This is a genomic window from Kitasatospora sp. NPDC056327 (assembly GCF_042261735.1).
GTDB lineage: Bacteria > Actinomycetota > Actinomycetes > Streptomycetales > Streptomycetaceae > Kitasatospora.
In genome coordinates this window covers 1-12,630 of the sequence record NZ_JBHJRC010000047.1, presented here as the reverse complement: position 1 = coordinate 12,630, position 12,630 = coordinate 1, and the positions used below count along the sequence as shown (strand labels likewise).

12 protein-coding genes are annotated in these 12,630 nt (G+C 73.6%); 10 read left to right on the top strand and 2 right to left on the bottom strand.

Features of this window, described 5'->3' with window-relative positions:
• The first annotated feature begins 144 nt into the window (after positions 1 to 144).
• Positions 145 to 732 carry a lytic polysaccharide monooxygenase gene (locus ACFCX4_RS10065; RefSeq protein WP_376140313.1) on the top strand — a complete coding sequence of 196 codons (588 nt, stop codon included), beginning with the start codon at positions 145 to 147 and terminating at the stop codon, positions 730 to 732.
• A 548-nt stretch (positions 733 to 1,280) separates the two neighbouring features.
• Here the strand turns inward: ACFCX4_RS10065 and phoU are convergent.
• Positions 1,281 to 1,964: a phosphate signaling complex protein PhoU gene (phoU, locus tag ACFCX4_RS10060; protein ID WP_376140311.1), complete on the bottom strand. Its 684-nt coding sequence runs from the start codon at positions 1,962 to 1,964 to the stop codon at positions 1,281 to 1,283.
• 307 nt (positions 1,965 to 2,271) lie between these two features.
• Here phoU and ACFCX4_RS10055 point away from each other — a divergent pair, with 307 nt between their 5' ends.
• Both ACFCX4_RS10055 and ACFCX4_RS10050 read left to right on the top strand, forming a co-directional pair.
• Positions 2,272 to 3,543 carry a sensor histidine kinase gene (locus ACFCX4_RS10055; protein WP_376140309.1) on the top strand — a complete coding sequence of 424 codons (1,272 nt, stop codon included), beginning with the start codon at positions 2,272 to 2,274 and terminating at the stop codon, positions 3,541 to 3,543.
• A 2-nt stretch (positions 3,544 to 3,545) separates the two neighbouring features.
• Positions 3,546 to 4,238: a response regulator transcription factor gene (locus ACFCX4_RS10050; RefSeq protein ID WP_030305055.1), complete on the top strand. Its 693-nt coding sequence runs from the start codon at positions 3,546 to 3,548 to the stop codon at positions 4,236 to 4,238.
• A gap of 117 nt (positions 4,239 to 4,355) precedes the next feature.
• On the opposite strand, the gene ACFCX4_RS10045 is transcribed toward ACFCX4_RS10050, so the two are convergent.
• Positions 4,356 to 4,958 (bottom strand): DUF461 domain-containing protein, encoded by a 603-nt coding sequence (locus tag ACFCX4_RS10045; protein ID WP_376140307.1) that lies wholly within the window; start codon positions 4,956 to 4,958, stop codon positions 4,356 to 4,358.
• 417 nt (positions 4,959 to 5,375) lie between these two features.
• Between ACFCX4_RS10045 and ACFCX4_RS10040 the strand changes: the two genes are divergently transcribed.
• The 7 genes from ACFCX4_RS10040 to ACFCX4_RS10010 all read left to right on the top strand — a co-directional run bounded on the left by ACFCX4_RS10040 (position 5,376) and on the right by ACFCX4_RS10010 (position 12,557).
• Positions 5,376 to 5,858: a CarD family transcriptional regulator gene (locus ACFCX4_RS10040; protein WP_030244332.1), complete on the top strand. Its 483-nt coding sequence runs from the start codon at positions 5,376 to 5,378 to the stop codon at positions 5,856 to 5,858.
• Positions 5,859 to 6,117: 259 nt separating this feature from the next.
• A complete protein-coding gene (gene ispD, locus ACFCX4_RS10035) occupies positions 6,118 to 6,876 on the top strand; it encodes a 2-C-methyl-D-erythritol 4-phosphate cytidylyltransferase (protein ID WP_376140359.1) in 759 nt (252 codons plus the stop codon).
• Positions 6,866 to 7,366, top strand: coding sequence for a 2-C-methyl-D-erythritol 2,4-cyclodiphosphate synthase (ispF, locus tag ACFCX4_RS10030; RefSeq protein WP_376140305.1), 501 nt, complete (start codon positions 6,866 to 6,868; stop codon positions 7,364 to 7,366). Before ispD ends, ispF begins: the two co-directional genes overlap by 11 nt.
• A 146-nt stretch (positions 7,367 to 7,512) precedes the next feature.
• A complete protein-coding gene (locus tag ACFCX4_RS10025) occupies positions 7,513 to 7,908 on the top strand; it encodes a PPOX class F420-dependent oxidoreductase (RefSeq protein WP_376140303.1) in 396 nt (131 codons plus the stop codon).
• A gap of 105 nt (positions 7,909 to 8,013) precedes the next feature.
• Positions 8,014 to 9,408: a cysteine--tRNA ligase gene (gene cysS, locus ACFCX4_RS10020; RefSeq protein ID WP_376140301.1), complete on the top strand. Its 1,395-nt coding sequence runs from the start codon at positions 8,014 to 8,016 to the stop codon at positions 9,406 to 9,408.
• 141 nt (positions 9,409 to 9,549) lie between these two features.
• On the top strand, positions 9,550 to 10,545 hold the full coding sequence (gene rlmB, locus ACFCX4_RS10015) for a 23S rRNA (guanosine(2251)-2'-O)-methyltransferase RlmB (protein WP_376140299.1): 996 nt from the start codon (positions 9,550 to 9,552) through the stop codon (positions 10,543 to 10,545).
• 227 nt (positions 10,546 to 10,772) lie between these two features.
• Positions 10,773 to 12,557 carry a DoxX family membrane protein gene (locus ACFCX4_RS10010; protein ID WP_376140297.1) on the top strand — a complete coding sequence of 595 codons (1,785 nt, stop codon included), beginning with the start codon at positions 10,773 to 10,775 and terminating at the stop codon, positions 12,555 to 12,557.
• The last annotated feature ends 73 nt before the right edge of the window (positions 12,558 to 12,630 follow it).

Here is a 12,630-nt window from a genome sequence, read left to right as displayed (position 1 = left end):
GGCGTGAAAATGGTTCAGACCATTGACGGCCCCCGGCGGTGGCTCCTACCGTGTGGAGCACCGACCCGGCGCTGGCATGCCAAGCCCCCACGCGCGCGTGTCCGCGCCAGGCGCACACTCCATCCACCCCCACGGAGGAGCACCATGCGCACACGTCATGTCGTCGGAGCCGTGATCGCCGCCCTCGCGGTGCCGGTCGCGGTCGCCTTTCCGGCACAGTCGCACGGCTACATCACCACTCCGCCCAGCCGCGCCGCGCTCTGCGGAGCGGGCACCGTGACCGACTGCGGAGCGATCCGCTGGGAGCCGCAGAGCGTCGAGGGCGCGAAGGGTTTCCCGGCCAGGGGGCCGGTCGACGGCACCATCTGCGCCGGCGGCAACGGCAGGTTCTCCGAGCTGGACGACCCCAGAGGCGGGGCCTGGCCGACCACCGCCGTCTCGGCGGGCCAGCGGCTGACGTTCACCTGGCGGTTCACCGCCCGGCACGCCACCTCGGGCTTCCGGTACTACCTGACCAAGCCCGGCTACGACGCCACGCAGAAGGTCACCCGGGCCAACCTGGAGCTGACCCCGTTCCTGAACGTCCCCTACAACAACACCCAGGTGCCCAGCACGCTCAGTCACACCGCGACCCTGCCGACCGGCCGGACCGGTCACCACGTGGTCGTCGCGGTCTGGGACGTGGCGGACACGCCCAACGCGTTCTACTCCTGCGCGGACGTGCAGTTCTGACGCCCGATCCCGCCCAGCGGACCCCGTCGGCGCCCCGGCGGTGAGGAGACCGGGGTGCACGGCCGTCTCCCACGGCAGCCGTGCACCCCGGAGCTCCGCGGGAGGCGCAGGGGACGGGTCCGGCCCGCCGGAGCGGACGTGACGACCGGAGCGGGCGGCCGGTCAGTGACCGCAGCAGCCGCCGTCGACCCCGCCGCACTGGCAGGGGGCGCCGGACTGGCAGCCGCAGCCGCAGCCCGGACCGCAGCCGCAGCCGGCCGCGAGGACGGGCAGCAGCCGTGGTGCGGGCGGTTCCGTGGTGTCGGGAGTCGATGCCGGGCCGGTCGGGTTTGCCTTCATCGCGCGGACCCCTCCTTCGCCGGGCACGCCTCGGTGCCCACGGAATCGAGTGAAACCGCAGACCGGAGGGAGCGTCAACGGGCGCGCAGTGGTGGGGAGACCATCCGACAGTGCTTCCCCACCACCCCCCGTCAGGGGTTTACCCACCCCTGACTCACCCCTGGGTGTGAACGCCGTCCGAGGACGAAAGGCGGGTGGACACCGGAGTGTCACTCCACCTCGGCGGCCGCCTCGGTGGCCGCGACGAACTCGTCCACGTGCTCGCCGGTCACCAGGTACACGACGCGCTTGGCCACCGAGACCGCGTGGTCGGCGAACCGCTCGTAGTAGCGCCCGACCAGGGTGACGTCCACCGCGGTCTCGATGCCGTGGTGCCAGCGCTCGTCGATCAGGTGCGCGAACAGCTCGCGGTGCAGCGCGTCGATCGCGTCGTCGTCCTGCTCCAGCTCCAGCGCCTTGTCGACGTTCTTGGTGGCGATCACCAGGCCGGCCTTGGCGACCAGGCGCTGGGCGAGCTGGCCCATCTCCAGGACGGTCGCGTGCAGGTCGCCGGGCACCGCCGACTCGGGGTAGCGCAGCCGCGCGACCTTCGCGACGTGCCGGGCGAGGTCGCCGCAGCGCTCCAGGTCGGCGCTCATCCTCAGCGAGGTGACGACGATGCGCAGGTCGGTGGCGACCGGCTGCTGACGGGCGAGCAGGTCGATCGCCCGGTTCTCCAGCTCGTGGTGCAGGTCGTTGATCTTCTCGTCGGCGGCGATCACGCTCTCCGCCAGGGCCAGGTCCGCGTCGAGGAGTGCCGTGGTGGCCCGGCCGAGGGCCGAACCGACCAGGCGGGCCATCTCGACCAGGCTGTCGCCGATCGAGTCGAGTTCCTCGTGGTACGCGTCGCGCATGCTCTCTCCTCAGTAGCTGTGTCGGTGGCGGTGCCGACCGGCCGTCCGGTACGACCGTTCGAACGGCGCACGGACGACCGCTGCTGGTGGCGCGCATCGTACGCGCGCACCCGGGGCGGCCTGCGGCCGACCGGCCGGGCCGCCCTTCCCACACGGGCTCCGGCGCCAACTCTGGGCCGTCCGGGCGACCACGCACGACCCGCACGGTTAATCAATGACAACCTGAAGGTGAATTCTCGGCAACGTACGGCCGATCCCTTGATCGGGCCCTTGGGGAGCGCCCTCACCGTGCGCTTAGGCTGGCGGTATGGACGTGAACGTGGCCGCCGCCGCTGCCTGCGCCATAGCCGGGCTCGGCGTCGGCCTCACGGCCTCGGTCGCCTTCCGATGGAGCGAGCGCGAGCAGGCCAGGGGCAGGTACGGCGGCACCAACCGGAGCCAGGCCCTGGGCCCGGCGCAGGAACCCCCGCTGCCGCCCGGGGTCGACACCGTCCTCTCCGTGCTGCGCTCCTGCGCGATCGTGCTCGGTGAGGGCGACGACGTGGTCAAGGCCAGCTCCGCGGCGTACGCGATGGGACTGGTCCGCGGCGGCGCGGTCGCCGTCGACCAGCTGCTCTCGCTGGCCCGCGCCACCCGCCGGGACGGCGAGATCCGCCAGGTCGAGCTGGAGCTGCCCCGCCCCGGCGCGGCGCGCGCCGTCGAGCCGCTCGCGGTCTCGGTCCGGGTCGCCCCGCTGGGCTCCCGGCTGGTGCTGGTGCTGGTCGAGGACCAGACCGAGCGCCGCCGGGTGGAGGCCGTGCGCCGGGACTTCGTCGCCAACGTCAGCCATGAGCTCAAGACCCCGGTCGGCGCGCTCTCGCTGCTCTCCGAGGCCGTCGCGGACGCCTCCGACGACCCGGAGGCGGTGCAGCGCTTCGCCGGCCGGATGCAGATCGAGGCGACCAGGCTGGCCAGCCTGGTCCAGGAGATCATCGACCTCTCCCGGGTCCAGGACGACCGGCTGATGGTCGACCCGGAACCGGTCGCGGTGGACGAGCTGATCGCCGAGGCGATCGACCGCTGCCGCCAGCAGGCCGCCGCCAAGCAGATCCTCATCGCGGCCGGCGGCATCGCCGGCCTCTACCTGCACGGCAACCGCGGCCAGCTCGCCGCCGCGCTCGGCAACCTCGTCGAGAACGCCGTCAACTACAGTCCGCCGCGGACCAGGGTCGCGATCGCCACCCGCCGGATCTCCAGCGCCGCCGCGCTGGGCGAGGCCGACGGCGAGCTGATCGAGATCTCGGTCACCGACCAGGGCATCGGCATCTCCGAGAAGGACCGCGAGCGGGTCTTCGAACGGTTCTACCGGGTCGACCCCGCGCGTTCCCGGCAGACCGGCGGCACCGGCCTCGGCCTCTCCATCGTCAAGCACGTGGCCGCCTCGCACGGCGGCACCGTGTCGGTGTGGAGCGTCGAGGGCCAGGGCTCCACCTTCACCCTCCGCCTGCCCGCCGGGCAGGCCCCCGTGGACCCGCCCCCCGCGGGGCAGTCCACGCCATTCCTGTCAGAAACAACCCCCCAGCTTGCCCCGGAGGCCTGATCGTGACCCGAGTACTGGTGGTCGAGGACGAGGAGTCGTTCAGCGACGCCCTCTCGTACATGCTTCGCAAGGAGGGCTTCGAGGTGGCCATCGCCGCCACCGGCCCCGACGCCCTGGAGCAGTTCGAACGCAACGGCGCCGACCTCGTCCTGCTCGACCTGATGCTGCCGGGGCTGCCCGGTACCGAGGTCTGCCGCCAGCTGCGGGTCCGCTCCAACGTGCCGGTGATCATGGTCACCGCCAAGGACAGCGAGATCGACAAGGTCGTCGGTCTGGAGATAGGCGCGGACGACTACGTCACCAAGCCCTACTCCACCCGTGAGCTGGTCGCCCGGATCCGCGCGGTGCTCCGCCGCCGCGGCGAGAACGAGGGCCCCGGCGACGGCGGCGGCCCCGGCGCCCTGGAGGCCGGCCCGGTCCGGATGGACGTCGACCGGCACGTGGTGACGGTGGACGGTGCCAAGGTCGACCTGCCGCTCAAGGAGTTCGACCTGCTGGAGATGCTGCTGCGCAACGCCGGCCGGGTGCTCACCCGGATGCAGCTGATCGACCGGGTCTGGGGCGCGGACTACGTCGGCGACACCAAGACGCTGGACGTCCACGTCAAGCGCCTCCGGGCGAAGATCGAGCCCGACCCGGGCGCGCCGCGCTACCTGGTCACCGTGCGCGGCCTCGGCTACAAGTTCGAGCCGTAGACCCGGCCCGCAGCCGCGGAAGCAGACGGGAACGCCCCTCCGGCACCGGCCGGAGGGGCGTTCCCGTGCGTGCGCGCGGTGCCGGGCCCCCGGTCTGCGGGGCCCGGGCGCCGGGCCTCAGTGGCCGGCCGGGTGCCCCGGGGTGGTGGCGCCCGCGGCCGGGGCCGCCGGCGTGGCGGTCCTGCTCGGCGCGGCGCCCGGGGCGGCGGCCGGACCGAAGCCCTTGTACAGGTTCGTGTTCGGGCTGACCTGCGCCTCGGTGTCGAGCTTCTCCTGGTTCTTGAACGCGAAGGAGGTCGCCGCGTAGCCGCCCACGTTCAAGGTCACCGAGGCGACCTTGGCGGTCGGGTTGCCCGGGCCGCCGAGCAGCACGGCACCGCCGGCCGGGACGGAGATGCTGGTCAGCGGGGCGCCCTTGGCGTCGGCGAAGGTGGCGTTGCCGGTGCCGGCGACGGTGAGGGACTGCAGTTCGAGCACCTCGGTGCCGCTGTTGCTGATGTTCACCGTCACGTTGGCGGGGCCGGTGTGCTCGCCGGAGGACTCGTCCCCGGTGACCACGACGATGTTGTTCAACCGGATGTCGGTGCCGAGGGTGGCCGACGCGTTGTCGGGCTTGATCTGCAGGGTCTCCGGGGTGTTCCCGGCGGCGCAGGAGGACAGCGAGGCGATGGCGAGGGCGGCGAGGGCGGCAATGCCGCCGCGTCGAAGGCTGCGGCTCACGGCGGCGGCTTCTCCTAGGTCACGTGTCGGTAGGTCAGGTCTCAGATTATCGACCTCACTTATGCCGTCCTCACGGGGAGGTCCCTTCGTGTCGCGCGCCCGGCGTGGCGGGGGCCTCCGGACGGCCGCATGTCAACGTGTTCAGGTCAAGCGGCGACCAAGATCGGATCACGATCCGGAAACGGCCCGATAAACGGTGAAAGCTCAAGATCAAATCACGGTTTCGGGAGTGTTGCCAGAGGTTTCGACGGACGGCCGTACCGCCTCCGACCTGCGGGAAGCCGCCCTCGAACACCGGTCGCAGCACGTCATAGGGGTCCTTGTCAAGCCCCGAGACCGGCCCTGACCTGCGAAAACGCCCTTCGGGTGCGCCGAAAAGCGTGTTATTCTGGAAAGCCACGGAAGGGGTCCTGTCACATGACGTTCAAGGTTGGCGACACGGTGGTCTACCCCCATCACGGGGCCGCGCTGATCGAGGCCATCGAAATTCGCCAGATCAAAGGTGTGGACAAGACCTACCTGGTGCTCAAGGTGCAGCAGGGAGACCTGACGCTCCGCGTGCCCGCCGAGAACGCGGAGTTCGTCGGCGTTCGCGACGTGGTCGGCCAGGAGGGTCTGGACCGGGTCTTCGAGGTGCTCCGCGCACCGTACACCGAAGAGCCGACCAACTGGTCCCGTCGCTACAAGGCGAACCTGGAGAAGCTCGCCTCGGGCGATGTCATCAAGGTCGCCGAGGTCGTCCGCGACCTCTGGCGCCGTGAGCGCGAGCGCGGCCTCTCCGCCGGGGAGAAGCGCATGCTCGCCAAGGCGCGCCAGATCCTCGTCAGCGAGCTCGCGCTGGCGGAGAACACCAACGAGGACAAGGCGGAGACGCTGCTCGACGAGGTGCTCGCCTCGTAGCGGCCGTCCGCTCCACAATGTTCGCAGCGCCCGATGCCGGCGCGCCGCCCACCGGACCGAAGGTCCGAGGGTGGTGCAGTGGCACTTCGGGCGCTGAGGCGTGTCCGGACGACGCCTCCGCACCCGCGCGGCCCGGCCGGCTCCGGGTCCGCATGACCGTTTCTGCTGATTCCGCGGGCGGCGGACGGTGGTGCTTCGGAAGGGGTCCGCGCCCGTCGTGCACGCCACTGCCATACCCACTTCGCCGAAGGAGTGAAACCTGAACGCCACAGCAGCAGTCGCAGCAGCAGTGGTGCCCGCCGCCGGACGCGGTGAGCGCCTGGGACCGGGGGCCCCGAAGGCCCTGCGTGAACTGGGCGGCGTGCCGCTCCTGGTGCACGCCGTGCGGGCCCTGGTCCGCAGCCGCGCGGTCGGCCTGGTCGTGGTCGCGGCCCCCGTCGACGGGGTGGCCGAGGTGTCCGCCCTGCTCGACGGCCACGGTCTGGAGGGCAAGGACATCCGGGTGGTGGCCGGCGGGGCGACCCGCCAGGAGTCGGTCCGGCTGGGGCTGGCCGCCATCCCCGCCGAGGTCGGCATCGTGCTGGTGCACGACGCCGCCCGGCCCCTGGTCCCGGTCGAGGTGGTGGACGCGGTGGCGTCCGCGGTCCGGGCCGGTGCCGGGGCGGTGGTGCCCGCGGTGCCGCTGGCCGACACGGTCAAGCGGGTGGAGCCGGTCCCCGGGGGGCCCGAGCCGGTGCTCGACACGCCCGACCGGGCCACCCTGCGCGCGGTCCAGACCCCGCAGGGCTTCCGCCGGGAGACGCTGGCCGAGGTGCACGCCAGGGCGCTGGCCGAGGAGACCGCGGGCGACGCCGGCGCCCTGCCGCCGGTGACCGACGACGCGGGCCTGGTCGAGCGGTTCGGCGGCCGGGTGGTCGTGGTGCCCGGCCACGAGGAGGCCTTCAAGGTGACCCGTCCGCTGGACCTCGTCCTCGCCGAGGCCGTGCTCGCCCGCAGGAGGGCCTCCGATGCCTACTGACCCGCAGCTCCCCGTCGTCCCCCGGGTGGGCGTCGGCACCGACGTGCACGCCTTCGAGCCGGGCCGCCCGCTGTGGGTGGCCGGGCTGGAGTGGCCGGGGGCCGGGGACGGCCTGGCCGGGCACTCGGACGCCGACGTGGCCGCGCACGCGGCCTGCGACGCGCTGTTCTCGGCCGCCGGGATCGGCGACCTGGGCGCGCACTTCGGCACCGACCGGCCGGAGTGGGCCGGCGCCTCCGGGGTGAAGCTGCTCGGCGAGGCGGCCCGGCTGGTCCGGGAGGCCGGCTTCGAGATCGGCAACATCGCGATCCAGGTGGTCGGGATCCGGCCGAAGATCGGCAAGCGCCGCGCGGAGGCTCAGGCCGCGCTCGGTGAGGCGGTCGGCGCACCGGTGTCGGTCTCCGGCACCACCACCGACGGGCTCGGCCTCACCGGCCGCGCCGAGGGGCTGGCCGCGATCGCCACCGCCCTGGTGTACGAACGGCGTTGACGCCGCCGGAAGAGGGCCGGGGAACATTCCGCCGCTGACGGGTGTTCACCGGGCGCTGTGCGGGCCCGAGTCGCTAGTGTTCTGGTTCGGGCCCGCGCGGGCTTCTCCCCTCGGGCCGTTCCGCCGCCGACGAGACGAGGTTTCCCATGAGCACCCAACTCTCCGACCGGGCCAAGGCCCTGATCGACGACAAGAGCTTCGCCGTGATCTCCACGGTGCAGCCCGACGGCAGCCCGCAGTCCTCCGTGGTCTGGGTGAAGCGCGACGGCGAGGACATCCTCCTCTCCACCGTCGAGGGGCGCCGCAAGCACCTCAACCTGGTGCAGGACCCGAGGGTTTCGCTGCTGGTCAACCCGCCGGAGGACCCGTACACCTACCTTGAGGTGCGCGGCGAGGTGACGCTGACCCGCGAGGGCGGCCGGGAGCTGATCGACGAGCTGTCCCTGAAGTACCGGGGCGAGGCCACGTACGGCTTCGACGGCCCGGACGACGTGCGCGTGGTGGTCCGGCTCAGCCCCCGGCGGGTGGTCGGTTCGATCTGAGCCGCGGGGCTCGGCAGGGGTGCCTCCGGGGAAAATGGTTCCGCGGCGGTCTTGACATTCCGGAATGTCGCGGGGCACCCCCCACCGCCCACTACGCTTGACGCTGTGAGCATTCGCCTGTACGACACCAGCACCCGCCAGGTACGCGACTTCGTCCCGCTTGTACCGGGTTGTGTCTCGATCTACCTGTGCGGCGCTACCGTCCAGTCGGCGCCACACATCGGGCACGTCCGGTCCTACCTCAACTTCGACGTCATGCAGCGGTGGTTCGCCTACCGCGGCTACCAGGTGACCTTCGCGCGCAACGTCACCGACATCGACGACAAGATCATCGCCAAGGAGCGCGAGCTCGGCACTCCGTGGTGGCAGATCGCCTACGAGAACGAGCGCGCGTTCAACGACGGTTACAACGCGCTCGGCTGCCTCCCGCCGACCGTCGAGCCGCGGGCCACCGGCCACATCCCCGAGATGGTCGAGATGATGCGCGGCCTGATCGAGCGGGGCCACGCCTACGCCGCCGACGGCAACGTCTACTTCGACGTGAAGTCGTACCCCGGGTACCTGGCGCTCTCCAACCAGAAGCTGGAGAACCTCCAGCAGCCCTCCGGCGAGGGCGAGACCGGCAAGCGGGACCCGCGCGACTTCGCCATGTGGAAGGCCGCCAAGCCCGGCGAGCCCAGCTGGGACACCCCGTGGGGCCGCGGCCGTCCGGGCTGGCACCTGGAGTGCTCGGCGATGGCCCACAAGTACCTGGGCCCGGCCTTCGACATCCACGGCGGCGGCCTGGACCTGATCTTCCCGCACCACGAGAACGAGATCGCCCAGTCCAAGGCCTACGGCGACGACTTCGCGAACTTCTGGGTGCACAACGCCTGGGTCACCATGGCCGGCGAGAAGATGAGCAAGTCGCTCGGCAACTCGGTGCTGGTCTCCGAGATGGTCCGGCGCTGGCGGCCGATCGTGCTCCGCTACTACCTGTCGGCCCCGCACTACCGCTCGATGATCGAGTACAGCGAGGAGTCGCTGCGCGAGGCCGAGGCCGGGTTCGGCCGGATCGAGGGCTTCATCCAGCGCGCCGTGGAGCGCTGCGGCGCGGTCGACGCGGCGCCCGAGGTGCCGCCGGCCTTCGCCGAGGCGATGGACGACGACCTGGGCGTGCCGCAGGCGCTCGCCATCGTGCACACCGCCGTCCGCCAGGGCAACAGCGCCCTCACCGCGGACGACAAGGAGAGCGCGGTGGCGCGCTTGGCCGAGGTACGTGCGATGCTCGGAGTACTGGGTCTGGACCCGCTCGACCCGCAGTGGGCCGGGACGGAGCGCGGCGAGGACCTGCACGGCGTGATCGACTCGCTGGTCCGGCTCGTCCTGGACCAGCGCCAGGCGGCCCGGGCCCGCAAGGACTTCGCGACCGCGGACGCCATCCGCGACCAGCTCGGCCTGGCCGGGCTGGCGATCGAGGACACCCCGTCCGGCCCGCGCTGGACGATCAACAGCCAGTAACCCCCGGGTGACCGAGGGGCGAGGTGGGGCCGTACCGGACCGGTGCGGCCCTCCCGCATGACGGAGCGCATGCCGTCGGCCGCCACCGGCCCGTGCCGGGGCGGCCGGCCCATGCCGGACAGACAGACAGGAAGTACAGCCATGGCCGGCAACAGCCAGCGCAGGAACCGCCGCAACCCCGGGTCGAAGAAGGGCGCGAGTGTCGGTACCGGCGGCCACAGCCGGAAGGCGCTCCAGGGCAAGGGCCCGACCCCGCCCGGTGAGGAGCGCAAGGGCCACCCGAAGCAGCGGGCCGCCAACGCCGCGATCAAGCGCGAGCGGGATGCCAAGGCCCGGGCCGGCATGCGCCGGGCCGGTGCCGGCGGCCGCGGCGGCCGCGGTGGCGCCGGCTCCGCCGAGCTGGTCTTCGGCCGCAACTCGGTGGTCGAGGCCCTGCAGGGCGACGTGCCGGCCAACGCGCTGTACGTCCAGCAGTTCATCGACACCGACGACCGGGTCCGCGACGCCTTCCAGGCCGCCAACGAGCGCGGCATCCCGCTGATGGAGGCCCCGCGCCCGCAGCTGGACCAGATGACCGGCGGGATGAACCACCAGGGCCTGGTGCTGCAGGTCCCGCCGTACGAGTACGCGCACCCCGAGGACCTGCTGGCCGAGGCCGCGGACTCCGGCCGGGACGCGCTGATCGTGGCGCTGGACGGGGTCACCGACTCCCGCAACCTGGGCGCCGTCGTCCGTTCCGCCGCCGCCTTCGGCGCGCACGGCGTGGTCATCCCGGAGCGCCGGGCGGCCGGCATGACCGCCGGTGCCTGGAAGACCTCCTCGGGCGCGGCGGCCCGGCTGCCCGTCGCCCGTGCCACCAACATGACCCGGGCGCTGGAGACGTACCAGAAGGCCGGTCTGCTGGTGGTCGGCCTGGCGGCCGACGGCGAGGCCGAGATCGCCGACCTGGAGGCGCTGACCGGTCCCGTGGTGATCGTCGCGGGCAGCGAGGGCAAGGGCCTGTCCCGGCTGGTCTCCGAGACCTGCGACCTGCTGGTGCGGATCCCGATGTCCGGCCTCACCGAGTCGCTGAACGCGGGCGTCGCGGCGGGCGTCGTGCTGTACGAGGCGGCCCGGCTGCGTTCCAAGGTCGGCTGACCTCCGGGGCGCCCGCGGTCCGGGCCCGTTGTTCGGGCCGTCGGACGGAGCACACGGCCGGTGTCCGGCGCAAGGCGTTCTTCGGAACAGCCCGCCGTTCGCCCGCAATCAGGGGAAAGCGATCGGATCCGCCCGGATCCGATCGCTTTTCTCATGATCACTTCAAGGGGACTCCCGATATCCACTCGGGAGAGTGTCCTAACCGGGCGTCACCCGGTTAGACGGGCGTGGACACCAGAACACCTCGGCGCCCGCTCCTGGGCGGTGGCAGCACCGGGATTGACGCGGGCCCCGGCCTCAACACGGTCAAGGTGCCGTCCGACCCGGCGCGCCTCAGCAGCACCCAGGCGAGCTTCCGGCTCAGGCTCGGCGCCCCCGTGGCGCCGCTGATCGACGCTCCGGCCGGACTGCTGTCCACCGGCGCCGCGTTCGGCGACCCCTACGGCGCCCAGGGCCTGATCCGCCGCCCGTCCGTCACCCCGCAGGTGGTCGTCCCCGCCGCCGCCGTTCCGGCGCTGGCCGGGGGCCTCGCCGGGGCGCCGCCGCGCCGCAAGGGCCGGGTCACCGCGGTGACCTGGACCGGCGCGGCCCGGCCGGGCGACGTCGCCGCCACCCAGCTGCTGGAGGCCGTCCGGCTCGGCGGCGTCCCGGCCGGGGTCGGCGGGCGCGGCGGGCTCTCCGGCGGCTCCCTGGCGGACGCGGACACCCAGGTGATCCCGTCCTACGGCGGCGCCCGGACGGTGCCGCGCCAGCCGCGCGAGGGGGACGGCACCGCCACCGAGGCCGGCCGCGGCCCGGTCGGCGCGCCGCAGGGCTGGACGCCCAGCGGCGAGCTGCCCGAGGTCTCGGCCGCCGACGCCGAGGGCAGGCAGCCCTGGTACCCCGGCCGCCGGGTCGACCTCGGCCTGGTGCTGCTGCCGCTGCGCGCGGTGCTCGGCTCGCTCTCCGTCTACGCCGGGTTCAGCAAGCTCTGCGACCCGGTGTACTTCGACGGCGGCGAGCGCGGCTCGATGATGCGCTGGCTCGGCTCGCTGCACCCCTGGAAGGCCGCCGAGCCGCTGCTGGCCTTCGCCATGGCGCACCCGGTCGGCTCCGGGCTGGTGGTGTCGTTCACCGAGATCGTGGTCGGCGTGCTGACCGTCCTGGGGCTCTGGCAGCGGGTCGCGGCCGGCGCGGCGATGACGCTGTCCGCCGCGCTGCTGTTCACGGTGAGCTGGCGGGCCGTCCCGGTCTACGACACGCCCGACCTGATCTTCCTGGCCGCCTGGAGCCCGCTGCTGATCGCCGGAGCCCCGTTCGCCTCGCTGGACGGACGGCTCGGCCTGGAGGCCTGGCGGCGGTACGGCGCGGGCGCGCCGGCCGCCCTGCGCCGCCGGGTGCTGCGGCGCGGTGCGGTGGTCACCGCGGCGGTGGTCGGCCTGACCCTGCTGCTCGGCTCGATGCTGGGCGCGGCGGTCCGTACCGGCGCCCGGCCGCACCCGGCGCCGTCCCGGCCGGCCACCGAGTACGGGACCCCGGTCTGGCCGAGCGGCGGACCGTCCGGCACGCCCGGCGGCAAGGCGCCGGCCCCGTCGGCGACCTCGCCGGCGCCGTCCCGGCCGGCCACGCCGGGCGCGGCGGCCGGCACGCCGGCGCCGTCCGGCTCGCCGACCCCGTCGAAGCCGGCCACGCCCACCGCCACCGCCACCGCCACGCCGAGCGGCAGGGCGAAGTCCTCGGCCAGGCCGGAGACCGGGGCGGCCCCGGCCACGCCCCCGGCCGCCCCGGCGTCGCCGGCCGCGTCCGCACCGGGCGGGTCGACGCCCGCGCAGCGGGCCACCACGGCCCCGGCGTCCGGCACCGGGACGGCGCCGAAGCCCGCGCCCAGCGCCGGGTCCGGCGGCCAGAGCGGGGCCCCGGGCGGCTCCGGCTCGGGCCTGCTGGGCGGGGTGCTGGGCAGCGCCCCGCTGGCCGAGCTGTCCGGCGGCGGAGCCCGGACCCCGGCCCGTCCGGGGGCGCCGACGGCGACCTGAGGCGACGGCCACCGGACCGGCCGGGCCGACGGCTCGGTGACGGCGACCGGCCGGGTGCTCCGTGGGGGAGCAC